This window comes from Flavobacterium sp. N502540, from assembly GCF_025947365.1.
Lineage (GTDB): Bacteria > Bacteroidota > Bacteroidia > Flavobacteriales > Flavobacteriaceae > Flavobacterium.
This window is the reverse complement of the sequence record NZ_CP110012.1, coordinates 1,736,041-1,762,025: the sequence shown is the minus strand read 5'-3', so window position 1 is coordinate 1,762,025 and position 25,985 is coordinate 1,736,041. Positions and strand designations below refer to the sequence as shown.

26 protein-coding genes are annotated in these 25,985 nt (G+C 36.2%); 25 read left to right on the top strand and 1 reads right to left on the bottom strand.

Annotated features, from left to right (window positions below):
- The first annotated feature begins 379 nt into the window (after positions 1–379).
- Both OLM58_RS07820 and OLM58_RS07815 read left to right on the top strand, forming a co-directional pair.
- Positions 380–3,226, top strand: coding sequence for a T9SS type A sorting domain-containing protein (locus tag OLM58_RS07820; protein ID WP_264531848.1), 2,847 nt, complete (start codon positions 380–382; stop codon positions 3,224–3,226).
- Between the two features lie 478 nt (positions 3,227–3,704).
- Entirely contained in the window at positions 3,705–4,310 is a 606-nt protein-coding gene (locus tag OLM58_RS07815; RefSeq protein WP_070906172.1) for a hypothetical protein, read from the top strand.
- 284 nt (positions 4,311–4,594) lie between these two features.
- Here the strand turns inward: OLM58_RS07815 and OLM58_RS07810 are convergent, their stop codons facing one another.
- Positions 4,595–5,845: an NAD(P)/FAD-dependent oxidoreductase gene (locus tag OLM58_RS07810; protein ID WP_070906173.1), complete on the bottom strand. Its 1,251-nt coding sequence runs from the start codon at positions 5,843–5,845 to the stop codon at positions 4,595–4,597.
- 101 nt (positions 5,846–5,946) lie between these two features.
- Between OLM58_RS07810 and OLM58_RS07805 the strand changes: the two genes are divergently transcribed.
- The 23 genes from OLM58_RS07805 (at position 5,947) to OLM58_RS07695 (ending at position 25,964) form a co-directional block, all read left to right on the top strand.
- Positions 5,947–7,467 (top strand): HAL/PAL/TAL family ammonia-lyase, encoded by a 1,521-nt coding sequence (locus OLM58_RS07805; RefSeq protein ID WP_070906174.1) that lies wholly within the window; start codon positions 5,947–5,949, stop codon positions 7,465–7,467.
- A gap of 39 nt (positions 7,468–7,506) precedes the next feature.
- A complete protein-coding gene (locus tag OLM58_RS07800) occupies positions 7,507–8,742 on the top strand; it encodes a WG repeat-containing protein (RefSeq protein ID WP_264531847.1) in 1,236 nt (411 codons plus the stop codon).
- Between the two features lie 83 nt (positions 8,743–8,825).
- On the top strand, positions 8,826–9,557 hold the full coding sequence (fabG, locus tag OLM58_RS07795) for a 3-oxoacyl-ACP reductase FabG (protein ID WP_017496917.1): 732 nt from the start codon (positions 8,826–8,828) through the stop codon (positions 9,555–9,557).
- 140 nt (positions 9,558–9,697) lie between these two features.
- Complete coding sequence (locus OLM58_RS07790; RefSeq protein WP_017496916.1) at positions 9,698–10,933, top strand: beta-ketoacyl-[acyl-carrier-protein] synthase family protein; 1,236 nt, start codon at positions 9,698–9,700, stop codon at positions 10,931–10,933.
- Entirely contained in the window at positions 10,926–11,180 is a 255-nt protein-coding gene (locus tag OLM58_RS07785) for a phosphopantetheine-binding protein (protein WP_264531846.1), read from the top strand. Before OLM58_RS07790 ends, OLM58_RS07785 begins: the two co-directional genes overlap by 8 nt.
- Positions 11,180–12,058 (top strand): lipid A biosynthesis acyltransferase, encoded by an 879-nt coding sequence (locus tag OLM58_RS07780; RefSeq protein WP_264531845.1) that lies wholly within the window; start codon positions 11,180–11,182, stop codon positions 12,056–12,058. The genes OLM58_RS07785 and OLM58_RS07780 overlap by 1 nt, the downstream gene beginning before the upstream one ends.
- Positions 12,059–12,377: 319 nt before the next feature.
- Positions 12,378–13,280, top strand: a complete 903-nt coding sequence (locus tag OLM58_RS07775; RefSeq protein WP_264531844.1) for a dialkylrecorsinol condensing enzyme DarA — start codon at positions 12,378–12,380, stop codon at positions 13,278–13,280.
- Positions 13,281–13,296: 16 nt separating this feature from the next.
- Positions 13,297–14,430, top strand: coding sequence for a beta-ketoacyl-ACP synthase III (locus tag OLM58_RS07770; protein WP_264531843.1), 1,134 nt, complete (start codon positions 13,297–13,299; stop codon positions 14,428–14,430).
- The gene (locus tag OLM58_RS07765) at positions 14,430–14,861 is read left to right on the top strand and encodes a hypothetical protein (protein WP_264531842.1); all 432 of its coding nucleotides are present in this window, start codon (positions 14,430–14,432) and stop codon (positions 14,859–14,861) included. The genes OLM58_RS07770 and OLM58_RS07765 overlap by 1 nt, the downstream gene beginning before the upstream one ends.
- 10 nt (positions 14,862–14,871) lie before the next feature.
- Entirely contained in the window at positions 14,872–15,336 is a 465-nt protein-coding gene (locus OLM58_RS07760) for an ABC transporter permease (protein ID WP_264531841.1), read from the top strand.
- Positions 15,337–15,359: 23 nt separating this feature from the next.
- Positions 15,360–15,764, top strand: coding sequence for a hypothetical protein (locus OLM58_RS07755; protein WP_264531840.1), 405 nt, complete (start codon positions 15,360–15,362; stop codon positions 15,762–15,764).
- Complete coding sequence (locus OLM58_RS07750; protein ID WP_264531839.1) at positions 15,764–16,762, top strand: BtrH N-terminal domain-containing protein; 999 nt, start codon at positions 15,764–15,766, stop codon at positions 16,760–16,762. Before OLM58_RS07755 ends, OLM58_RS07750 begins: the two co-directional genes overlap by 1 nt.
- A 7-nt stretch (positions 16,763–16,769) precedes the next feature.
- Positions 16,770–17,522 (top strand): ABC transporter ATP-binding protein, encoded by a 753-nt coding sequence (locus tag OLM58_RS07745; RefSeq protein WP_264531838.1) that lies wholly within the window; start codon positions 16,770–16,772, stop codon positions 17,520–17,522.
- Positions 17,512–18,801 carry an ABC transporter permease gene (locus OLM58_RS07740; RefSeq protein ID WP_264531837.1) on the top strand — a complete coding sequence of 430 codons (1,290 nt, stop codon included), beginning with the start codon at positions 17,512–17,514 and terminating at the stop codon, positions 18,799–18,801. Before OLM58_RS07745 ends, OLM58_RS07740 begins: the two co-directional genes overlap by 11 nt.
- Positions 18,776–19,225: an acyl-CoA thioesterase gene (locus tag OLM58_RS07735; protein ID WP_017496905.1), complete on the top strand. Its 450-nt coding sequence runs from the start codon at positions 18,776–18,778 to the stop codon at positions 19,223–19,225. The genes OLM58_RS07740 and OLM58_RS07735 overlap by 26 nt, the downstream gene beginning before the upstream one ends.
- Before the next feature lie 111 nt (positions 19,226–19,336).
- Positions 19,337–20,482, top strand: coding sequence for a beta-ketoacyl-[acyl-carrier-protein] synthase family protein (locus tag OLM58_RS07730; RefSeq protein ID WP_264531836.1), 1,146 nt, complete (start codon positions 19,337–19,339; stop codon positions 20,480–20,482).
- A gap of 94 nt (positions 20,483–20,576) precedes the next feature.
- On the top strand, positions 20,577–21,194 hold the full coding sequence (locus OLM58_RS07725; protein ID WP_264531835.1) for a 3-oxoacyl-ACP synthase: 618 nt from the start codon (positions 20,577–20,579) through the stop codon (positions 21,192–21,194).
- A 2-nt stretch (positions 21,195–21,196) separates the two neighbouring features.
- The gene (locus tag OLM58_RS07720) at positions 21,197–21,454 is read left to right on the top strand and encodes a phosphopantetheine-binding protein (RefSeq protein WP_017496902.1); all 258 of its coding nucleotides are present in this window, start codon (positions 21,197–21,199) and stop codon (positions 21,452–21,454) included.
- Between the two features lie 134 nt (positions 21,455–21,588).
- Complete coding sequence (locus OLM58_RS07715) at positions 21,589–22,788, top strand: beta-ketoacyl-[acyl-carrier-protein] synthase family protein (protein ID WP_264531834.1); 1,200 nt, start codon at positions 21,589–21,591, stop codon at positions 22,786–22,788.
- A complete protein-coding gene (locus tag OLM58_RS07710; protein WP_264531833.1) occupies positions 22,779–23,846 on the top strand; it encodes a beta-ketoacyl synthase N-terminal-like domain-containing protein in 1,068 nt (355 codons plus the stop codon). Before OLM58_RS07715 ends, OLM58_RS07710 begins: the two co-directional genes overlap by 10 nt.
- The gene (locus OLM58_RS07705; RefSeq protein WP_264531832.1) at positions 23,843–24,619 is read left to right on the top strand and encodes a polysaccharide deacetylase family protein; all 777 of its coding nucleotides are present in this window, start codon (positions 23,843–23,845) and stop codon (positions 24,617–24,619) included. The genes OLM58_RS07710 and OLM58_RS07705 overlap by 4 nt, the downstream gene beginning before the upstream one ends.
- 117 nt (positions 24,620–24,736) lie before the next feature.
- Complete coding sequence (locus tag OLM58_RS07700) at positions 24,737–25,363, top strand: outer membrane lipoprotein carrier protein LolA (RefSeq protein WP_264531831.1); 627 nt, start codon at positions 24,737–24,739, stop codon at positions 25,361–25,363.
- A complete protein-coding gene (locus OLM58_RS07695) occupies positions 25,329–25,964 on the top strand; it encodes a hypothetical protein (RefSeq protein ID WP_264531830.1) in 636 nt (211 codons plus the stop codon). Before OLM58_RS07700 ends, OLM58_RS07695 begins: the two co-directional genes overlap by 35 nt.
- Positions 25,965–25,985: the final 21 nt, after the last annotated feature.

Here is a 25,985-nt window from a genome sequence, read left to right as displayed (position 1 = left end):
TATTAATTTAAAAAAAACCGCTTTTTTTTAACCATTGCTAATCAGGCTTTTAAGTGCCAAATTTTATTAAACCCGACAAGTTTTAGCGCTTGTCGGGTTTTTAATTATTGTAGGTCACCGCCTTATTTTACACTATTTCCCACAAAATCTTCATCACCAAATTCTTTGTCTTTTTTCAGAATAAAAAAAAACCAAATCACTGAAATTCAAATATTTCACTTACAACAACTGGTATTTGAGCAAAGTAATTTCTTACTATATTTGATTTGCGTATGGTTAATCTTTAAACTTTAGGTACCAAATTTAAAGAGGTAAAAACGATACGTTTTTTCAAACAATCACAATTAACGGAATGTATAACGTATTAAATGTTTTTACTATGATAAAAAATTATAAACTTTTATTCTTCTCTTTTCTTGTCTGTTTTATTCCAACTCTGGCTAAAGCCCAATTAGGCAGCTCCTGTGGAATTCCAGCTTGGTATGCGGTCACACAATATTCCAGTAACTCTTATGTCCGTTACAATAATATGGTGTACAAAAACAATTCCTGGTCTCAGGGAGCCGGCAGTACTCCCGGATCTAGTAGTGTCTGGTCTGCAGTAGGAAGCTGTGACGAGCAATTAATTATTAATAATCCATCTCTGGCTTATACTGCCTGCAATACCGTTTCTGACTGGAACAGCGCAACACCCAACTACAATGTAAACAATATTATACGATACAACAACGGTGTCTATAAAGCCAAATACTGGGTCGCCGGAACAGAAATTCCTGATCAGTCTTCTGCTTACACTTTTCTTGGTGTGTGTATCAAGCCAATAGCTATTTCTCCTGCCTACGCCGATGGACAAATTATTATAAAAAGTACATTATCGGCTATCAATCTTACCGCATCACTCAATCTGTACGGTTTTTCGGCAACACAAAATAAGGTCGAAATAAAAAAGACAACAGAGTCTTCTTATGCAACTTACAATATGAGTTTATCCGGCAACACGATATCGTACAACTGGACCCCTACCGCTTATGGAGATTACAACATTCGATATACCTCTGTAAATTCGATTGGAATAAGCACTGTAGTCAACACAACTATTAAAATTGCGATTACTGCTCCTGCTGTGATAACGATTACCGGTCCGCCAAACACTACTTCCTATTCTCAACTTAATTTCTCTCCTATAGGCATTACTTTTACTATTCAGCCTTCGTCCGGAAGTTCAATTAGCAGCATACTGTTTAAAGATCTCACCGCCGGAACTAATGCTAATGTGAGTACCAATCCACAAAATTCTTATACCTTTAATTGGACTCCTCAGAATTATGGAAACAATTCACTGCAAATAGTAGTCACAGACAACAATGGGACCACAGCAACATCCGGTTTACAACTTACTATTGTGAATCCTGCCACACAAAATATATCCTTTGCTTCACTTCCAAATCAAATAAAAGCGATTAGTGGAATACAAAAAACATTCGTGTTTGATAAGACTATCACTTCCTTAAAAAGAAGGAACACTACCGTATTTGATTATACTATTACCGGAAATACTTTAAAAATTATCTCTAAAAAAGCGGGCAGATCCGGACTTCAGATAACCACTTCAGATGGTACCATATATTATCTTGGTTTAAGAATAGACAATGCCAATGGAAGCGCATTAAAATATCCTGATTATGTTTCTGTAGGATCTGTATCCGAAGACACTACCGACGATGTCAATTTTTACAACAACAATATCGACGACAGCAATCTGCTCAAAAACAACAGAATGGATGTACGATATATCTATATCAATGGAGGTCCAATAGCCGGATGGAATACCTGGCAGCCTGACAGAGCTATAAAATTTGCAAGGAATTCATTAAAAATGGGCCTTATTCCTTTCTTTGTTTTTTATAACATTCCCGACGGAAGCGAATCTTACGATCTGGATCTGGCACACGTAAAAGATCCTTCCTATATGACGGCTTATTTCAATAATCTCAACCTTTTTCTGAATCAGGTTAAAGCTGAACTGGGAGATGAGTTTTTTGGAGTGGTATTAGAACCTGATTTTCTGGGCTATATGCAGCAGTATAACGAACCTATAACGACTACAACGGCCGTAAATGCAACAAGTATTGCCCAAAATGTAGGTACATTAAAAACCCTCGTAGAAAGAATCAATTTTGAGCTCAACAAGAAAAGAACAGACGAAAACCTGAATATGGAATTTGGATGGCAGCTTAATCTTTGGGCAAAAGCTGGTGTAGCCGGTCCAAAAGGAATCATTAGAGAAACAGATACCGGGACCTTTACCACCCAGCTTAACAAAATTAAACAAACCGCTGCAGATATTTTTCAATACACCAATAGTATGGGAATTATGTCTAATAATGCAGACTTTATTTCTATAGACAAATATGGTCTTGATGCCATGGGCGCCGGAAGTACCGGAAATCCTGCAGATCCCTTCTCTTATACCTGGTTCTGGAATAATGACCACTGGATGAATTACCTGAATTTTGTTCAAAAACTTTACGAAGCCTCTGGCAAACATGTTGTCCTCTGGCAAATCCCGGTAGGACATATCAATGGTTCAGAAACCGTAAACGAACGAACAGCAGGTCCTTTCCAAATTTTAAATAATACCAGCCAGCACTACGAAGATTCTGCTACTACTTTTTTCTTTGGAGATACCGTAAATTTCTCAAATGACGCGACTCGTTATAACTATTTCAGTCAGAATAAACATGCCGACCCTAAACTTCTGGTTAATCCCACTACAAAAAAAGTAACTTTTGGAAATCACTTTGCAGAGGTAAAAAGTAGCGGAACCAAACTTGTCTTAATGGGAGCAGGCGTAGGAGCCAGTACGGATGGAATTGGAAACCCGGGAACTACGCTGACTGATGATCATTTTTGGATTCAAAAATTACAGGATTATTATATCAATCAAACTTCCGGCACTAGCACGTCCAGTACTGCTGCTCCAAATGATGATCTTACTTTTAATTCCTCTCTGATTATCTATCCTAATCCCGTTAAGGAGGAGCTAAGTATCGACACCAAAGAAAAAGTTGAAGTCGTATACGTTTTTGATATGAATGGTGAAAATGTTATCACCCTGAAAAATAAAACTAAAATCAATCTCTCCGAACTTAAAAACGGCTGGTATATAGTGGCTGTAAAACTTGAAAATGGTAAAAAGATTTCCAACAAAATATTAAAAAATTAAACAGGATCTTAAACCTAAAATTATTTTTTAAATAATAAGGAGGCGTTCACTAACGCCTCTTTTTTTGTTTTGGTGTATCTGTTGCCTTATGTAAACCTTTGCATACTTTGTGGTTAAAAAACAGCACACGGATTACACGGATTCGTTTTGCGAAGACGCTGATAAAAACAGATTTATTAGGAATAAAAATTATTCTCTAACCAATAATAAAAAATCCGCGCTGATCCGTGTTTTCGCAAAGCGAATCCGTGTAATCCGCGTTCCTTTTTAAGTGCTAATTTGGGCACAGCATTTTGATGTAACAAAACAGGAAATAAAAATATTTTGTTACAGCTTCCTTGCGTAAACCTTTGCGCTCTTAGCGGTAAAAACCATTTTTAACTTTAGCTTATAGATGATTTTATTTTAACAGGAAAAATATTTATACAAACATTTTAATTACTTTTAACACACTAATTAACCAAAAACAAAACAAAAAATGAAAAAATTAATCTTTGCTTTATTTATTATCTCAGGAGCAGCTTTTGCACAGGACATGGAAGTAGTAAAAGGAAACTTTGATTTCTTAAAAGATCAAAAAGAAATCAATACCGAATTTGATTATAGTAATTTTACTATGATGAAAGAAAAAAAACCGGAAGCACAGTATGTCCAGGAACATAAAGCCGAGTTAGATCAAAAGGCAAAAGGCAACGGAAACATCTGGGAAAAAAAATGGATTAGTGCAAAAGATCAAATCTGGACGCCTAAATTTTTAGAAATTGCCAATATTGTTTTAACCAAAGAAAAAAAGGATTTGAACTTTCAGGAAAATTTAAAAACTCCTTATACTTTAATCGTGACTGCGGTATGGATCTATCCGGGTTGGGATGCCGGAATTATGAAGCAGCCCGCAAAAGTAACGACCAACTTAAAATTTGTTGAAACCGCTAATAAATCAAATGTCCTATTAGAAATCACAAGCGAAGAAGCTCCGGGTGATCAATGGGGCAGTAATTTCAGCAACGAAACCAGAATTGGTGAAGGTTTCGCCAAAACAGCAAAATCAATGTCTAAACTGATAGTAAAAAAAGCATATAAATAAAACGATAAAACCTAAAATATGCCGCTCCTCCGGAATCTATAAATATTTTGCTCCAATGGAGCAATCCGCTGGTGCTTTCTTCTCCGTATAAATCTATCTGCTATAAAGATTTTGCTCCGACGGAGCAAATAACAGTAATTTTCTAACTAAAAAAACTACTTCTCTTTTTATATCCCGGAGGGATAAAATATTTATAGAAATAAAAGGTTTATTTATAAATTAGAGCCCTGTAAGGGCGAAATATGACGCTGCAATAGAAACAATCACCTAAACAAAAGCCCTGATTATTCAGGGCTTTGTTCTTTTTGCATATTTAGTAAATAGGCCATATTCTTTATCACGTGATCGTGTTTTTTTACAAACGGATTTTCTTCGTTCCAAACATATCCTGCCAATACCGAACAGATCTTTTCTTTCACATCTGGATTTTCCGGCTGATGAAAAAACAAAGTCTGAAGATTCCCAGTGTACCATTCCTGTACATACGTAGTAAAAACAGCTATCCCCCTTTTCATATATCCGGTGAATTCTGTTTCCCAATCTACTTCGATTCCCTGAGATTCTTTAAGGTACAATTTGGCCGCCAGCATTCCGGATTCGGTTGCAAAGGCCACTCCAGATGAAAATACCGGATCTAAAAATTCAGAACTGTTTCCTGTTAAAGCAAAACCATCACCGTACATTCTTTTTACCGCTCTTGAATAATTCTCCAATTTTACCGGCTCAAATAAAAATTCGGTTCCTTTAAATCTTTTGATATAATAATCTGATTTCTGAATCGCATTTCGTAAAGCCTCCGCATTGTCTTTGTTTTCTGAAAGCGAATTAATAAAATCGGTTGGGCCTACAACCCCCAGACTCGTATTTCCGTTTGAGAAAGGAATTACCCATAACCAAACTTCGGTTTCCAAAATATCAAAAGAAATTTGAGTTCCCTCTTCACCTTCTTCTCTGTTAATATCTTTTACATGTGTAAAAATCGAAGAATGCGGATCTAATTTTGATGGGGTGTCCAAGTCTAAAAGTCTTGGTAAAACACGTCCGTATCCACTGGAATCAATAATGAATTTAGCGTGTATTTCTTTTAGGTTTCCATCCTTATCTTTTACAATTGTTTTAGAGTTTTTACCCTCAAAAGAAACCTCCAGAACCTCTGTTTCAAATTCCAGATCAATTCCTTTTCTAATCACTTCCTGCGCCATGGTGTTGTCAAAATCAGCACGCGGTACCTGCCAGGTCCAGTCCCAGCCTTCACCAAATTTTTTGCTGAAATCAAAAACACAAATTTCTTCTCCTCTGATAAAACGAGCACCAAGTTTTTTCTCAAAATTCATCGCATCCAAACTCTCAAAAAGCTCAGCCTCAGCAAAATGATCCATTACTCGAGGGATAAGACTTTCGCCTACTACAAGTCTTGGAAATTTTGTTTTTTCAACTACTTTTATCTTAATATTGTTTTTGTGAAGATACGATGCCGAGACACATCCTGATGGTCCTGCGCCAATGACTAAAACATCAACAAACTCCTTTATCATATTAATATTATTATCAATTATTAACCTACATTTGCCATCATCAAAATAACTACATTTATTTTGATAAATAAAATTAAATTAGCACAACCAAAAACGATTTAATGAACACAATTAATGAATATTTAAGTTTAGCAGAATTCGAGTCTATTATTTTTGGAAATAATAAAGTTGTCATCAGCGATATTGTTTTAAACAGAGTGAATGAAAGCTTCAATTTCCTAAAAGAATTTTCAGGAAACAAAGTAATATATGGTGTCAACACTGGTTTCGGACCAATGGCCCAATATAGAATTAAAGAATCTGATCAAATACAATTACAATACAATTTAATCCGAAGCCACTCTTCAGGAACGGGAAAACCTTTAAGCCCTGTTTGTGCGAAAGCAGCAATTTTGGCTCGTTTAAACACTTTATCATTAGGTAATTCAGGGGTTCATCCTTCTGTAATTCACTTGATGGCAGAACTGATCAACAAAGACATTACTCCTCTTATTTTTGAGCATGGCGGTGTAGGTGCCAGCGGAGATTTAGTACAATTATCACACTTAGCTTTGGTTTTAATTGGCGAAGGCGAAGTTTTTTATAAAGGAGACCGAAGACCAACTTCTGAAGTTTTTGAAATTGAAGGTTTAAAACCTATTCAGGTAGAAATCAGAGAAGGTCTGGCTTTAATCAACGGAACTTCGGTAATGACCGGAATTGGAGTTGTAAATGTACATCTTGCCAAAAAATTATTAGACTGGTCTTTAAAATGTTCCTGCGCAATCAACGAATTGGTTCAGGCATACGACGATCATTTCTCTGAAGAATTAAACCAAACCAAACGTCATAAAGGACAACAGGAAGTAGCCTCAAGAATGAGACAAAATCTTTCAGACAGTACCTTGATCCGTAAAAGAGAAGATCACTTATATTCCGGAGAAAACACCGAAGAAATCTTCAAAGAAAAAGTTCAGGAATACTATTCTTTACGTTGTGTTCCTCAAATTTTAGGACCGGTTTTAGAAACTATAAACAATGTCGCTTCAATTCTTGAAGACGAATTTAACTCGGCAAACGACAATCCTATTATAGATGTAAAAAACAAACACGTTTATCACGGAGGAAATTTCCACGGCGATTATATTTCGCTTGAAATGGATAAACTAAAAATTGTTATTACCAAATTAACGATGTTGGCAGAACGTCAGCTGAATTATTTACTGAATTCAAAAATCAATGAAATCCTTCCTCCGTTTGTTAACTTAGGAACTTTAGGATTCAATTTCGGAATGCAGGGGGTTCAGTTTACCGCTACCTCAACCACTGCCGAAAGCCAGATGTTGTCTAACCCGATGTACGTTCACAGCATCCCGAACAACAACGACAATCAGGACATTGTAAGTATGGGAACCAATGCTGCCGTTATTACTTCAAAAGTAATCGAAAACTCATTTGAAGTTTTAGGTATCGAAATGATCACCATCGTTCAGGCTATTGATTATTTAGGGCAAAAAGATAAAATTTCATCCGTTACCAAAAAATGGTACGACGATATTCGAAACATTATTCCTGAATTTAAAGAAGACCAGGTGATGTATCCTTTTGTTCAGAAAGTAAAAGATTACCTGATTCACAGTTAATACTTATTTTTACATTATTAATATTGAACCTTTAAAATCATGAAAAAGACACTTATTATTTTATTTGCATTCACTATTCAATTTGTTAATAGTCAGGAATTGGCGTTAGTTAAAAAAGATTCAAAAATTGGATATCTTTCCAAAGACGGAAATTTTAAAATTGAGCCTCAGTACAAATCCGCAAGAAGCTTTTCTGAAGGATTGGCAGCTGTGGAAAATAATGGAAAATGGGGGTTTATAGATGCTAAAGGAGCCTGGGTAATTCCGGCAGATTTTAAAAATGTTAAAGATTTCAACAGCGGAATTGCAGTTGTACAAAAAGACAAAGACTGGGTTTATATCAATACAAAAGGAGAAGTTCAGAACGCTCCTGTGTCAGACAAACTTTTTGATTTCGAAAATGGTGTAGCGTTCATTCGACAAAATGGCAAAGTAGGATTAATCAATTCGAAAATGGCCGTTGTTTTAGAACCAAAATACGATCAGATCAAATCTTTTGAAAACGGTTTTGCCAGAGTTGAAAACAATAAAAAATGGGGAATTATTAATACTTCCGGTAAAGAAATGATCGAGCCTGCGTATGAAGAAATAGGCAATTATTTCAAAAACACAAGCTGGGCAAGAAAAGATAAAACCTTTGGAATAGTTAGTTCAGGAAGTTTTATTCCTGTTGACGGAGCTGAAAAAATCTGGGATTTTGATACGCAGGATCTTACATACGCCAAGAAAAATGGCAAAATTGGATTCATTGACTTAAAAGGAAATTGGGTAATTACTCCAATTTATGACAAGGTGAAAGCGTTTTCAAAAAGTTTAGCTCCGGTTTGTGTAGGTTCAAAATGGGGGTATATCAATCCGAAAGCTGAATTTGTAATTGAACCGACCTACAGCGATGCCGAAGTTTTCAGTGCTGACGGACTGGCTCCTGTAAAAGAAAAAAACTGGGGTTTCATCAATCAAACCGGAAAATTAGTTATTCCAACCCAATACAATATTACAGCAAATGGTTTTGTTATTGCGCTGTTCGTAAAACAAGACAAAGGCTTTATCGATGGTCTGGCCCGAGTAAAAAATGAAGGAAAATGGGGATTCTTAAAACCAGACGGAACTGTATTAGGCAACCAATGGTTTGAAAATGCGGAACTATTTTCACAATCAAAAGAAAGAATCAGCACAGCAGAAATCGCTGCAGAGAAACCGAAAGCGGAAACCAAAACGACTGAAAAGTCAGAGACAAAAACTACCAAAAAACCGGTAGCCAAAAAGAAGAAATAAAACCTATTAACCAAATAAGTTCTGCATATGAAATTGCTAAAAAAAGTGATTTTATATTGAACAAATAAAAATAAATTCTGAATATGAAATGTGTATTAGTAACTGGCGGTTCACGAGGAATTGGAAGTGCTATTTGTAAAAAATTAGCCGTTGATGCAAATTATCATATCCTGATTAACTACCACTCGAATAAAACAGCTGCCGAAGTAACACTTCAGGAAATACAAAAACTAGGAGCAACGGGAGAAATCTTAGGTTTTGATGTTTCCAATTTTGAAGACGTACAAAAAACATTAACACAATGGCAGGAAGCTAATCCGGAAGCAATTGTAGAGGCAATTGTAAACAATGCCGGAATTACAAAAGACGGTCTTTTTATGTGGATGAGTCCCGAAGACTGGAACGGTGTAGTAAACACGAGTTTAAACGGATTTTTTAATGTTACACAGTTTTTTATTCAAAAAATGCTGCGCAATAAATACGGCCGAATTGTTAATATGGTTTCCGTTTCGGGTGTAAAAGGAACAGCCGGACAAACGAATTATTCAGCGGCAAAAGGCGCAATTGTTGCAGCCACCAAAGCACTGGCTCAGGAAGTTGCCAAACGAAATATTACTGTAAATGCTGTTGCACCCGGTTTTATTAAAACGGACATGACCAGTGAACTGGACGAAAAAGAATTATTAAAGCTAATTCCGGTTAATCGATTTGGAGAAGCGGAGGAAGTTGCAGATTTGGTAAGCTTTTTGATTTCAAAAAAATCAAGTTACATTACAGGAGAGATTATCAATATAAATGGAGGAATATATTCTTAATAATCCTATGTTTGTGAGATTGTTTTAAGTTTTTTTAAACGTCAAAAATTGCTCACAAAGACGCAGAGTCGCAAAGTTTTATTAAAAAAACTTCAAAAAAACACACACTTTAAGGATAGAAAATACTTTGAAATACCACCATGAATAAAAGAGTTGTAATTACTGGAATGGGAATTTATTCTTGTATCGGAACTTCTTTAGATGAAGTAAAGGAATCTTTATACCAGGGAAAATCAGGTATTCAGTTTGATTCTGAAAGAAAAGAATTTGGTTTCCAATCGGCCCTGACGGGAATGGTTCCGAAGGCTGATTTAAAAAATTTATTGACCCGCAGACAGCGAATGAGCATTGGTGAAGAGACCGAGTATGCTTATATGGCTACGATCGAAGCATTGAAAAATGCGAATATAGATGATGCCTTTTTTGAAGAACGCGAAGTGGGAATCATGTACGGAAACGACAGTGTATCTAAAGCTGTTATTGAAGCTACTGATATTGTCAGAGATAAAAAAGACACCGCTTTAATAGGTTCAGGTGCTATTTTTAAATCGATGAATTCAACGGTAACCATGAATTTATCAACGATTTTTAAACTTCGCGGTATCAATCTTACTGTAAGTGCAGCCTGTGCCAGCGGATCACACTCTATAGGACTCGCTTATTTTTTAATCAAAAGCGGATTTCAGGACGTTATCATCTGTGGAGGCGCACAGGAAATCAATAAATATGCGATGAGCAGTTTTGATGGTTTGGGTGTTTTTTCGGCCAGAGAAAACGAACCGGAAAAAGCTTCCCGTCCGTTCGACAAAGACCGCGACGGATTAATTCCGAGTGGTGGCGGTGCAACGTTAATTCTGGAGAGCTACGAATCGGCTATTGCCAGAGGCGCAACCATCATTGCCGAAGTTGCAGGTTACGGATTCTCTTCAAACGGCGGGCACATCTCGACTCCTAATGTTGAGGGGCCGTCTATAGCCATGCAACGAGCGCTTGACGATGCACAGCTAAAAGCAACGGATGTTGATTATATAAATGCTCATGCAACCTCAACTCCTGTTGGAGACGGAAATGAAGCTAAAGCCATTTTTGAAGTTTTCGGAGAGAGAAATCCATATGTAAGTTCTACCAAATCGATGACAGGTCACGAATGCTGGATGGCAGGAGCAAGCGAAGTAATCTACTCTATCCTAATGATGCAGCACGATTTCATTGCTCCAAACATCAATTTAGAAAATCCTGACGAAGATGCTGCTAAATTAAATTTGGTCAAAACTACTTTAAACAAAAAATTTGACATATTTTTGTCCAATTCCTTCGGATTCGGAGGAACCAACTCTGCGTTGGTGGTTAAAAAGTTTAAATTGAACGATGAATAAAGAAGAGATTATAGCAAGAATTAATGGTTTTTTGGTTGATGAATTTGAAGTAGACAATGATGATATCGAACCGGATGCTAATTTAAAAGAGACACTTGGATTAGATAGTTTAGATTATGTAGACTTAGTAGTCTCGATCGAATCTAACTTTGGTGTAAAACTGGTAGAAGCTGATTTTGTTGGAATTGCTACTTTTCAGAATTTTTATGACCTTATTGAAACCAAACTAAAAGCTAAAGCTGTTTAATGAGTCAATGGGATGGCAAATCAAAAGGAACAGTTTTAGGCTATAGAATATTCGTTTTTTTAATACAAAAAGCGGGTATTAAGGCTGCTTATGTCTTGCTTTATTTTGTTGCTTCATATTACTTTTTGTTTTTAAAAAAAAGCAACAAAGCCATTTTCTATTACTTTAAAGAAAGGCTTCAATATTCCTGGTTCAAATCTAAAAAAATGGTCTTCAGAAGTTACTATACTTTTGGACAGACGATCATTGATAAAATTTCCATTTCGGCAGGAATGCGAAACAGATTCACTTATGAATTTGACGGAATTGAGGTACTGAAAAAACTCCTGGCCGAGAAAAAAGGAGGTGTTTTAATTAGTGCTCATGTTGGAAATTTTGAAATTGCCGAACATTTTCTGGGTGATATCGATCTTAATTTTCAAATCAATCTGGTTACTACCGATTTGGAACATTCTGCTATAAAAAACTATCTGGAAAGTGTTACACAAAAACCTACCGTAAAATTTATCATCATTAAAGACGATTTGTCTCATATTTTTGAGATCAATGCTGCTTTGGCCAATAACGAATTGGTTTGTTTTACCGGCGATCGTTACTTTGAAGGCACCAAATCTCTTTCGGAAAACCTATTGGGTAAGGAAGCTAATTTCCCAGCGGGTCCGTTTTTAATTGCTTCACGATTAAAAGTTCCTGTTGTTTTTGTTTACGTAATGAAAGAACCTAACTTACATTATCATTTGTACGCCAGAGAAGCTGCCTCGAAACATCGTGATGAAAAAGGACTGCTGAAAGAATATGTACAAAGCGTTGAGACTATTCTGCAAAAATATCCGTTGCAATGGTTCAATTATTTCGATTTCTGGAACAAAGCTCATTAAAAATCAGCCCGCGGATTACACGGATTAAACTGGTTTACACAGATTTATTTTCTTGGGGCTCTTGTAAAAGTTATTCTACAAAAGTAAAAATGAAGATTTACAAAAACCGTATCACTGTTTAAATCCGAACACAAGACACTACATATAAACTACTTGCACTTAGGAATCACTTTCTTTTTGACATTCTACGAAAAGAAAAAACTGTGAAAACCAGTTTAATCCGCGAAATCTGTGGCCCAAAAACAATTCATTTAAACAAGAAAATTCGTTTAAATAAATTTGTCTATTTTTGTTCGCAACCAAAAGCAAGTATACCACAATGAAAAATGTTCTCGTAATTTATTATACGCAGTCTGGACAACTGGGAACAATTGCACGAAATATTGCTAAACCCTTCCTGAATTCAGAAGAGATCAATGTAACTTTTCACGAAATACAATTGCAGAAATCTTTTCCTTTTCCATGGAATAAAGACGCTTTTTTCGACGCTTTTCCTGAATCATTTCTGCAAATTCCAACCGAACTAAAACCGGTTCCGGAAGAAATTCTAAACACCAAATACGATCTGGTATTGTTTCACTACCAGGTTTGGTATTTATCCCCTTCTATTCCGATTAACTCTTTTCTGAAAAGTACCGAAGCCAAAAAAATATTAAACAACACACCTGTTATCACCATAAGCGGCTCTCGTAATATGTGGATTATGGCGCAGGAAAAAATCAAAGTTTTACTAAAAGAAGCCAATGCTCAGCTTGTTGGAAATGTGGCTTTAGTAGATCGTGTTGGAAATTTAATCAGTGTAATTACGATTGTAGAATGGATGTTTTCGGGCGTAAAGAAAAAATATCTTGGTATTTTTCCACTGCCGGGAGTATCAGAAAAAGACATTCAGGAGTCAGATAAATTTGGGGAAACGATACTTTCTGAATTTAAGCAAAATCAATTACAGAACTTGCAGCCCAAATTAGTTGCCATTGATGCTGTTAAAATCAGCCCTTATTTGGTCACCGTTGATAAAACGGCAAATAAAATTTTTAATAAGTGGTCGAATCTGATTTATAAAAATCAAAAAAACAGAAAAACACTTCTTAAAGTATTTAATGTTTATTTATTCCTTGCAATATGGTTAATCTCGCCAATAGTGTATATATTGCACCTTATTACCTACCCCTTTAAGTTAAATACCATAAAAAGAGAAACTCAATATTATCAAGGAGTTTAGAAGACGAAATTAGATTATGTTTGAAGTATATATTACCAAAGCCGCAAAGTATTTGCCAAATGAAGCCATTTCTAATGATGAGATGGAAAGTTATCTGGGTCTCATTAATGATGCTGCCTCTAAAGCAAGACGTATTATTTTGCGCAATAATAAAATCACAACTCGTTATTACGCAATAGATAAGTCCGGGAAAAGCACGCACAACAACGCCGAGTTAACACGAAATGCAATTCTGCAATTGTTTGATGAAAACTTTACAGCACTGGATCTTGAAGTACTTTCATGCGGAACCTCAACACCTGATATCTTTCTTCCTTCACATGCTGCGATGGTACACGGTTTATTGAAAAACAAATCTGTAGAACTAAATTCTTCAACAGGAGTTTGCTGTGCAGGTATGAATTCTTTAAAATTTGGTTTTCTGTCTGTAAAATCAGGGAATTCAAAAAATGCAATTTGTACAGGATCTGAAAAAGTTTCGACCTGGCTCAATGCCCAAATGTACAACCACGAAGCTGCCAATTTGAAAAACTTGGAAGAGCAGCCCATCATTGCCTTCAAAAAAGATTTTTTACGATGGATGTTATCTGATGGTGCAGGAGCGTTTTTATTAGAAAACCAACCAAAAGGAGCAATCTCATTAAAAATTGAATGGATGGAAGCCTTTTCGTATGCTTACGAATTAGAAACCTGTATGTATGCCGGTGGTGATAAATTAGAAAATGGCGAAATCAAAGCCTGGAGCGATTATGCACCGGAGCAATGGTTAAACGAATCGGTTTTTGCCATCAAACAAGATGTAAAATTACTGGACGAGTTTATTCTTTCCAAAGGAGCAGAAAGTATGAAAGAGGCTATGGATAAAAACAAGATCACATCAGATCATGTCGATTATTTTATCCCTCACGTTTCTTCTAACTTTTTTGTGGAAGGACTAAAAAAAGGACTTAGTGAAAAAGGAATCGGTATGGCCGATGAAAAATGGTTCATGAATCTTTCAAGAGTTGGCAATGTTGGTTCTGCCTCTATTTACTTGGCTTTGGAAGAATTAATGAATTCAGGAAATTTGAAAAAAGGAGAACGTATTCTATTATCTGTCCCTGAAAGCGGAAGATTCTCTTTTGCGTATGCTTATTTAACTGTTTGCTAATGGAAACTACTTTACTTTTAGAAAAAAACGCTGTCGAAAATTTATTGCCTCAAAAGTTTCCTTTTGTTATGGTTGATAAAATGTATTCGTTTACCGAGACCTCATTGGTTGCGGGATTAAAAATTGAAAACGATAATATTTTTTCCGACAACGATACCTTTTTAGAAGCAGGTTTAATCGAGCATATGGCGCAATCTGTGGCTTTGCACACAGGCTATCAATTTTTCCTAAAAAACGAAACAGCCCCAACAGGCTACATTGGATCGATCAAAGAAATTGAAATAAAAAAGTTACCCAAAGTCAACGACACAATTCAATCGACCATAACTATTTTACAGGAGTTTGCCGGAATTACTCTGGTAGACATCGTAACGTATCTGAATAATGAAGAAATTGCGAACGGACAAATGAAGACCGTTTTAGCCAAATAATATAATAGGAATGAAAACCGGAGTCGACATACAAAACTACCTACCCCACAGAGCACCATTGCTTATGGTGGATTTAATTTTGGATATAAATTCCAGTTTTGTAGAAACCACCTTTTTGATCCGTGAAGACAATATTTTTGTTGACAACAACATTTTTATTGAAGCCGGGCTCATCGAAAACACCGCACAAACCTGTTCCTCAATTGTAGGCAAAAAATATTTTTTTGACGATGACGGAACAGAAAATGAAAACGTAAATGTAATTGGTTTCATCAGTGCTATAAAGAATCTGAAAATACATGCACTGCCAAAAGTTAATGACACTATTATTACCAAAGCAAATTTAGTTTCAAAATTTGCGGGTGACGATTATACTTTATGCACCATGAGCTGCGAAAGTTTAGTTGATGACAAACTACTTTTAGAATGCGAAATTAATCTGTTCATTCAACAAACGATTTCGGCTATTTCATAACTTCTCCCGAAAATAAAAAGGCCATGGAAAAAGAAAAAGTACCACAAGACAACGGCAATTTAACCAAAAATAATCTCAAAGAACTGCTTTATGCCACCGATGAAAATGGCGACTATACCACAACTTTAAGTACAGGTTGGGAACCTAAAACCATCGCACTATCCAATTCGATTGATGACATAAACGAACGAATTGCCGAAGCAAAACAACAGGTAGAAACGGGTGAAGTAAGTCCGATTTGTTATTATATGGAGCTTAATAAAATGGATCTCACTATCCTTTCCAGTTATGTTGGAATGTGGAAATGGCGTGTAAAAAGACATTTTAAACCCTCTGTTTTTGCCAAATTGAGCAATGCTACTTTACAGAAATATGCCGATGCTTTTGAAATTTCAATAGCTGAATTAAAAAATATTAAAACCGCGTAATGCAAACTAATTTTACACATCATCAATCTGCCCATTGCGAAAATGGAGTAGCTTCGAATTTGTTAAAAAACAACGGACTGAATATCAGTGAACCAATGGTTTTTGGTATCGGCTCCGGACTTTTCTTCGTATACCTGCCGTTTATAAAAGTCAATCATGCACCGGCCATTAGTTACAGAACTTTGCCCGGACAGATTTTTAACAAACTGGCGAGTCGTTTAAACTTAAAAATAAAAAGACAAAAATTTTCTTCTGTAATAAATGCCAATAAGGCCTTAGATGAAAATTTAAAAAATAATATTCCAACCGGATTACAAGTTGGCGTGTACCATTTGAGTTATTTCCCTGATGAATACCGCTTTCATTTTAACGCACACAATTTAGTGGTTTACGGAAAAACCGAAACCGATTATCTGGTGAGTGATCCTGTAATGGAAACCGTTACCACCCTGACACATGACGAACTGGACAAGGTGCGTTTTGCCAAAGGAGCTTTTGCACCAAGAGGACAAATGTACTATCCGATTCAAATTCCGAAAGACGTTGATTTAAAAAGTGCTATTATAAAAGGAATCAAAAATACCTGCCGCGATATGTTGGCGCCAATGCCTATTGTGGGTGTCCGCGGAATCAAATCTGTTTCCAAACAAATCCGAAAATGGCCTGTAAAACATGGTACTAAAAAAGCCAATCACTATTTGGCACAAATGGTTCGTATGCAGGAAGAAATAGGTACAGGAGGCGGAGGTTTCCGATTTATTTATGCCGCTTTTTTACAGGAAGCTTCAGTGATTCTAAACAATGAAGAATTAAAATCCCTTTCAAAAGAAATGACACAGATTGGTGATTCATGGCGTGATTTTGCCGTTGAAGCCTCAAGAATTTACAAAAACAGAAGCGCCAAAGAAGATGCCTACAATACAATTGCCGATGAACTTCTGGACATTGCCAATCGTGAAGAAATCTTTTTCAAAAAACTAAAAAAAGCTATTAGCTAAGAATATTTTGCAATCCATAATAAAAATAGAATCCCTTTCGAAAAAGTACAAAAATGCAGATCTGTATTCTTTGAACGACGTTTCGCTGGAGATTAATCAAGGACAGATTTTTGGGTTATTGGGACCTAATGGTGCCGGAAAAACCACTTTAATCTCCATGCTTTGCGGGCTGATCAAACCAACCTCAGGGCATTTCACGATCGATGGGCTGAATTACACCCATCATTCCTCCAAAATCAAAAAAATTATTGGCGTTGTCCCTCAGGAATACGCATTGTATCCTACTTTGACAGCCCGAGAAAATTTACATTATTTCGGAAGCATGTACGGACTAAAAGGCAATTACCTAAAAGACAAGGTCATTGAAACCTTAGATCTTTTAGGATTGTTAAAATTTGCCGACAAGCGTATTGAGACTTTCTCAGGCGGTATGAAGCGCAGAGTCAATCTGATTGCCGGAATTTTACACAATCCCAAAGTTTTGTTTTTAGACGAACCAACTGTTGGCGTTGACGTACAATCGAAAAATGCCATCATAGACTATTTAAAATTCTTAAATCAAAACGGAACCACCATTATATATACGTCACATCATTTGGCAGAAGCGGAAGACTTCTGTACTCATATTGCCATTTTAGATCGCGGCAGAATTTATGCGCAAGGTACCCCTTCAAGCTTAATTGCTTCTACTGAAGAAGCCCGCAATCTTGAAGAAGTTTTTATTTCATTAACCGGTAAAGACTTTAGAGATGGTATATAAAATTTGGATGTCGGTCGTAAAAGAATTCCTCCTGCTCAAGCGAGATCTGGGTGGTTTGATCATTTTATTCATCATGCCTTTGGTTTTGGTAATCACAGTAACCTTAATTCAGGACAGTACTTTCAAAACCGTTAGCGATAATAAAATTCAGATTTTACTGGTTGATAACGACAAAGGTTCAGTGTCTAAAACCGTTTTTGATAATTTGGAGAAAAGTCAGCTTTTTAGTGTGGTCACACAAATTGATCATAAACCCATCACGGAAGAAATTGCCAGGGAAGCCGTTTACAAAGGAAAGTTTCAGCTGGCCATTGTAATTCCGGAAAAACTAAGTGTTGATCTGCAAACCAAAATTGATCAGAATGTTGAAAACATTGTGAGCAAAATGGGGCTAACAGAAACAGATACTTCGGCTCAAGCCAAAAAACCGGCAGTAATTAAAGAAAAGGAAGTTAAATTGTATTTTGATCCTGCGGTTCAAATGAGCTTCAAGAATGCTGTGATGAGTTCCATCGATAAGATGATTTCTCAAATCGAAACAAAATCCATTTATACCACTTTTCAAAATCAGCTGGGAGAAGGAAATGCCGAATTTGAACAAAAAAGTTTCATCACCTTTAAAGAAATTATTCCCAAAATAAACAACAAAGAAGTGCGTCCGAACTCCGTACAGCATAATGTTCCGGCCTGGACACTTTTTGCCATATTTTTTATTGTAATTCCTTTATCTATCAATATTGTAAAAGAAAAATCTCAGGGAACGTTTGTTCGTTTATTAACCAATCCGGTTTCTAATATTGTGGTTATAATCGGTAAAACCATCACCTACTCTGCCATTTGTATGATACAGTTTTACATGATGGTCGCTGTGGCAATCTTTTTATTTCCGCATATTGGTTTGCCTCCTTTGAATGTTGAAGGCCATTTATTTTTAATGAGTGTTGTAGCCTTATTTTCAGGTTTCGCGGCCATTGGTTTCGGAATTTTATTGGGAACGGTCGCAAGCACGCAGGAACAATCGGCTCCTTTTGGTGCGACAAGTGTTATTATCCTGGCGGCGATTGGCGGAATCTGGGTTCCTGTTTTTGCAATGCCCGGCATCATGCAGCTTATAGCTAAATCATCACCCATGAACTGGGGGTTAGAAGCTTTCTATGATGTTTTACTCCGCAACGTATCTTTCCTTGAAATCATTCCAAAAATAAGTTTGTTATTTTTGTTCTTCATTATCACAACATCCATTGCATTATTCTATGACAAAAAGAAAAGAACAGTTTAACGAAGCAACCGAACTAACCGTTTCACATGAAATCAGAATTCGTTTTAACGAAACGGATCCGCTTGGAATCGTTTGGCACGGCAATTATATCACCTATTTTGAAGACGGACGTGAAGCCTTTGGCCGTCAACACGGACTTACCTATTTGGATATTGCCAAAACAGGCTACACAACTCCAATCGTAAAATCGAAATGCGAACACAAATTGTCTTTGCGTTATGGCGATGTGGTAACCATAGAAACTACGGTAATTGACACACCCGCCGCCAAAATGATCTATCGTTTCAGGATACTGGACGATAAAGGTGAAGTGGCTTGTACCGGAGAAACCGTTCAGGTTTTTTTAGATCAGGAAGGAAATCTAATGTTGACCAATCCTCCTTTTTATGAAGAATGGAAACGAAAAGTTGGGCTGTTGAAGTAAAACACGAATGGCACGAATTTTCACAAATTTAAGAATAAAACAAGCAGTGCAAATCTGCCTAATCTGCTAAATCTGCGTGCTATAAAAATCACGCTGAAATAAAATCATAAAATGTTAAAAGAAATATACATTACACAAACCAACTGCATCACACCATTAGGTTTTGATGTCGAATCAAACGTTGAAGCAATTCTTCGAGGGAATTCCGGCATTCAGCTTCACAATGATATTTCTTTAATGCCCAATTCATTTTATGCATCGATTATTTCTGATGAAAAAATAAAGAGTGCCTTCGCAAAAATAAGTTCTGAAACAAAATATTCCCGTTTAGAAAAAATGATGATTTTGGCTTTAGAACCCATTATCAAAAATTCGAGAGTTGAATTAAACTCAAAAACTGCTTTTATTCTTTCGACCACAAAAGGAAATGTAACAGCTTTAAAAGATAATTCTGTTGACAGTTTTGCTAATGCACATTTAGATATTTTGGCAAAAAATGTTGCCACTTTTTTCGGATTTCAAACCCAACCTATTGTGGTTTCGAATGCTTGTGTATCCGGAGTTTTAGCCATTTCTGTTGCCAAAAGAATGATTCAGTCAGGTCTTTATGACCATGCTTTTGTCGTGGCGGGTGACGAAGTTTCAGAATTTGTTTTGTCCGGTTTTAATGCTTTTCAGGCCATGAGCGACTTGCCTTGCAAACCGTATTCTAAAAACAGAACTGGTGTAAGCTTGGGGGAGGCGACGGCCGCAGTGTTAGTTACCGCCGAAACTGCAAATGCCAAAATAAAAGTTATCGGAGACAGTTCGATAAACGATGCCAATCATATTTCTGGTCCTTCAAGAACCGGTGAAGGTTTGTTCAGAAGTATTCAAAATGCTTTGAAAGAAGCTCAAATTGAAGCTGACAAAATCGATTATATTTCAGCACACGGAACCGCAACGCCTTTCAACGACGAAATGGAAGCGATCGCTTTAAATCGTTTAAGTCTGCAAAATGCCCCAGTCAATAGTCTGAAAGGATTTTACGGTCATACCTTAGGCGCTTCGGGATTGTTAGAAACTGTAATTGCCATTGAATCTGCTAATCAAAATATACTTTTCGAATCAAAAGGTTTTGATGAAATAGGCGTAAGTGAATCAATAAATGTTATTGAGAAAAATGAAGAAAAGACAATTGATTTTTTCCTGAAAACAGCTTCCGGATTTGGGGGTTGTAATACGGCGGTGATATTTGAAAAAGTAAAAAATGATTAGCCACGAATTGCACTAATTTTCACAGATTAATTAGTGTAATTTAACCCCAAAATCAATTCGTACTAATTTGTGCAATTAGTGTTAAATTAAAACAATGAATCCAAACAAAACTCATATACAATCCTATTGTACCATCGAAAACAACGAAATTGTTTTGAACGGAACTTCGGTATTCAAAATTGAACCAACTAATTTTAGTGATTTCTCTAAACAGGCCTATCGCAATTTTGATATTCAATACCCGAAGTTTTTCAAAATGGATGCTTTGAGTAAACTTGCTTTTTTAGGAGCCGAATTGCTTTTGAGTCCGATAACTTCTGATGAAAAAGAGAACAATATTGCCTTGGTTCTGGCCAACAAATCCTCAAGTCTAGATACCGATGTTAAGTATCAGGAATCTATTTCCGACAAAGAAAACTACTTTCCGAGTCCGGCAGTTTTTGTTTATACCCTGCCAAATATTTGTCTGGGCGAAATAAGTATCCGTCATCAGCTGAAAAGTGAAAATTCTTTCTTTATATTTGATGCCTTTAACACTGAATTTATATCCAATTATTCTGCTATTCTCCTGAATACAGATAAAGCCGATATAGTTCTTTGTGGCTGGGTAGAATATTTTAATGACGATTACAAGGCGTTCCTTTGCACAATTAGCAAGGAAGAAAACACAAAATATACCAACGAAACTATCAATACATTATACAATAAATAATCATGGAAGCATTAAAAGAAGAATTAAAAAACAAAATCATTACTACTTTAAACCTTGAAGATATCGCGATCGAAGATATTGCAGATAACGATCCTTTGTTTGGAGATGGTTTAGGTTTAGACTCCATTGATGCGCTTGAATTGATCGTGATTCTGGATAAAGATTACGGAATTAAACTGGTAGACCCGAAAGAAGGAAAAACCATTTTTCAATCCATCGAAACTATGGCGGCGTACATTAGCGCTAACAGAACTAAATAGACTGCTTAGACTTTCTTAGATCTTTAGACTACTTAGGTAAAATTCTCTAAAACCTAGAACCCTCAAAATCTAAGAAGTCTAATATCTAACAATCTAAGCAAGTCTAATATCCATTAATCTAAGCAAGTCTAAAAATGAAAGGTGTTGCAATAACCGGAATGGGAATTATCTCCTCGATTGGAAATTCAGTCGAAGAAAATTACATTTCGTTAATCGAAAATAAAGTTGCGGTAACGCGAATCGAAAACATCGAAACGATTCACGCTGCTATAAATAAGGTAGGGGAAATTAAAAAAACCAATGATGAATTGGTTCAGGAATTAGACCTTACTCCCGATAATAACTTTTCGAGAACTGCGATGATTGGCACTTTTGCAGCGAAACAAGCTGTTCAAAATGCCGGAATTACGGCGATAAACGAATTCAGAACCGGACTCATTTCGGCGACAAGCGTGGGTGGGATGGATATGACCGAAAAGCATTATTACGATTATTTCAAACATCCTGAACTTGTCAAATACATTACTTGTCATGATGCCGGCGATGTAGCCGAAAAAATTGCAGAAGAACTGGGATTAAAGGGGATTGTAACCACTATAAGCACGGCTTGCTCATCGGCAGCAAACGCAATTATGCTGGGGGCAAGACTTATAAAATCCGGAAAACTGGACCGCGTAATTGTAGGCGGAACCGACGCTCTGGCAAAATTTACAATCAACGGATTCAAAACCCTCATGATTTTATCTGACGAATACAACAAACCCTTCGACAACAACCGAAAAGGACTAAATCTGGGTGAAGCAGCTGCTTTTCTGGTTTTAGAATCTGATGAAGTCGTTCAGAAACAAAACAAAAAAGTTCTGGCCCGTGTGTCAGGTTATGGCAATGCCAATGATGCTTTTCATCAAACGGCTTCTTCAGAAAATGGAGACGGTGCTTACCTGGCCATGAAAAAAGCCTTTGACATTTCGGGTTTAAAACCAAGTGAAATTGACTATATCAACGTTCACGGAACAGCCACTCCAAACAATGATTTGTCTGAAGGAAGAGCTATACTTCGAATTTACGGTGATGAAAAAGTACCCGATTTTAGTTCGACAAAACCTTATACAGGACATACTTTGGCAGCTGCTGCCGCCATTGAAGCTGTTTACAGCGTTCTGGCGATTCAGAATAATGTGGTTTACCCCAATCTGAATTTTGAAACACCAATGGAAGAGTTTGACTTAAAACCGCAAACAACTTTAAAGAATAAAAAAATTGAACACGTTTTATCAAACTCTTTTGGGTTTGGAGGAAACTGTTCCACCCTTATCTTTTCAAAATGCAATTAAAAAAAACATATATAAATGGAATAGGTTGTATTTCGACTCAAAAAACATTTGATACTGTTTTTTTAGAAGAAGCCACACACAACCTCAACGAGAATGTGCTTAAAATCGTTCCGCCGGTTTACAAGGATTATATTTCTCCTGCTGCCATAAGAAGAATGGCAAAAGGTGTAAAAAACGGAATCGTGGCCTCGGCAATTGCCATGAAAGATGCACAACTCGAAAATGTGGATGCCATTATTACCGGAACAGGATTAGGATGTATTGAAGATTCTGAAAAATTCCTGACCAATATCCTCGATAATGATGAACAATTCTTAACACCAACTTCATTCATTCAATCGACTCATAATACGGTTGGCGCTCAAATTGCGTTGTTGCAAAAATGCAACGGTTATAATTTTACCTATGTCAATGGAGCTGTCTCTTTTGAATCGGCACTTTTAGATGCTAAAATGCAAATTGAGGAAGACGAAGTACAGTCTGTTCTTGTGGGCGGTGTCGATGAAAATGGCGATTATACTACTGCACTTTTTAAATTGTCAGGACGTATCAAACCAGACGATCAGCAACCCTACAACCTTTTAGATTCTACTACAAGCGGTGCCGTTTATGGAGAAGGTGCCAGTTTTTTTGTTTTAGAAAATGAACGAAAAGAAACTACCTATGCTGAAGTTCTGGACATTGCCATAGTAAATACTCTGGAAGAAAATGAAATTGAAGCAGAAATCAGATCCTTTTTGAAATCCAATCAATTAGAAATTTCAGATGTTGATGCCTTGATTTTAGGATTTGACGGTAATGCAGATTTTGAAAATTATTATAAAAATCTAACCCAAAAGGACTTCGCTCAAACTCCGCAATTGTATTACAAACATTTGAGTGGTGAATACGATACAGCTTCGGCTTTTGCTTTATGGATGGCGTCTAAAATTTTAAAAACTCAGGAAATCCCTGAAATTATAAAAGTAAATTCAGTCGAAAGACCGGCTTACAATACGATTTTATTGTACAATCAGCTCAACGGAAAAAACCATAGTTTTACGTTACTTTCAAAATGATAACGCATAAAAACATTTCGTTATTCTTTCTCTTTGTATTGCTGCTACTGCTTCTTCTGAATCTCTATACAGCAATTAACGGAGCGTGGTTTATCGCAATTGTTTTAATTTGGTTAGGCGTAAATGCTGTGGGCTCTGCTGTAATTTCTTCTAACTATCACGTAAAAGCTTACTGCAATAATTCCTCAGAAACCCAAAAGAAAATTGCAATTACTTTTGATGACGGACCCTCTATTTTTACTCCGGAAGTTTTGGCTCTTTTAAAGAAATATGAAGTCAAAGCTACTTTTTTCTGCATCGGAAAAAACATCGAAACTCATCCTGAAATCGTACAACAAATTATAGCAGAAGGACATTTGGTTGGCAATCATTCATACAGCCATTCTTCTTTTTTTGATTTTTATAATGCTAAACAAATCACAGCCGAAATTCAGAAAACAGACGCTCTTTTAGAAAAATACACCTCCAAAAGAATAAACTTTTTCCGCCCGCCCTACGGAGTTACAACACCCTCCATCCGAAGAGCTTTAAAACGTACCGGCCACAAAGTAATAGGATGGAATATTCGCTCGCTGGACGGTGGCACAACCAACCAAAGTTTAATTTTCAACCGAATCATAAAACATATTTCTCCGGGAGGAATTGTACTTTTGCACGACACAGGTGCACACTCTGTTTTGGTACTGGAACAGTTTTTGCAATTTTTGCAGCAAAACAATTATAAAGTAATTTCAACCGAAGAACTTTTGAATCTTAATCCTTATGAAAACTGAACGCGGATGAAGCAGATTCGCTCACGCGAAGACGCGGATAAAAACGGATTTTAATACTTTAATCTGTGAGAATCCTTTAATCTGTGGCAAAATAATAAAGCGCAATTCGTAATAAATATGAAAACTAAAATAGCACTCTTAATTTTATTTATCTCAGGCAATTTGTTGGCTCAGGAACAAAAAATGTCTGATGCTGAAGTTACCGCTTTCAAACAAGATGTAAATGTAGTTTCCAAAAAAATAAAAACCCTGAGTACTGATTTTGTTCAATACAAACACTTGGACTTTTTATCGAAAGATATTGAAACTTCGGGAAAAATGATTTTTAAAGAACCTTCTTTACTGCAATGGCAATACAAGAAACCATACAATTACAGTATTGTTTTTAAAAACGGAAAAATACTGATTAACGACGAAGGGAAGAAAAGTGCCGTTGATATGGGCAACAGCAAAATCTTTGGCAGAATCAACAAATTGATTGTCGGAAGCGTAAGCGGTAATATGTTTGACGACAAGGAGTTTGTCATTTCTTATTTCAAATCAAAAGGACAGAATATAGCGAAGTTTGTTCCTAAAGATGCTACTTTAAAAAAATACATCAAACAAATTGAACTGACTTTCGACAAAGAAGAAGCAACTGTAGTTCAGGTAAAACTGTTAGAATCCTCTGAAGATTATACCCGAATTGTACTTAAAAATAAAGTGATCAATGCAAAAATCGACGATTCAGTTTTTAATAATTAATTGCTTCCTTGCAATTGTTCTGGTTTCTTGCGGTTCTGTCACAAAAAACTATACTCCTAAAAAATTAGACCGAACGTCTTATCAGGTCCCTTATTTCGCAGATTCAAAAACCGATTACGTTTATAAAACCAACATCACAGTTTACGGTCATGAAATGTCTGGAATTTTCATCGCCAAAAAAATCAATGACACTACACATCGTATTGTATTCACTACCGAATTTGGCAACAAATTAATGGATTTTGAAATTTCTGAAACAGACTTTAAAATCAATTCTATTATATCCGAATTAGACCGAAAAATCCTTATCAATACTTTAAGAGAAGATTTTCGCTTGCTGCTGAAAAAAGATTATATCTTTCAGCAACAATTCGAAAATGAATCAGCAGACATCTATAAATCACAGGATGGAAAACGTGACAACTATCTTTTTATCTCCAAAAAGGACCAAAAGTTAGAGAAGGTCGTTCAGTCTTCTAAAACAAAAGAAAAATTTACACTGACATTTAGTTCAGAAAACAATATTTTTGCTGAGAAAATTTTGATTAATCATCAAAATATTAAGCTGAAAATTGAATTAAATTATTTGAAATCAGAGTAAAAAAATTAAACTAAACCTAAA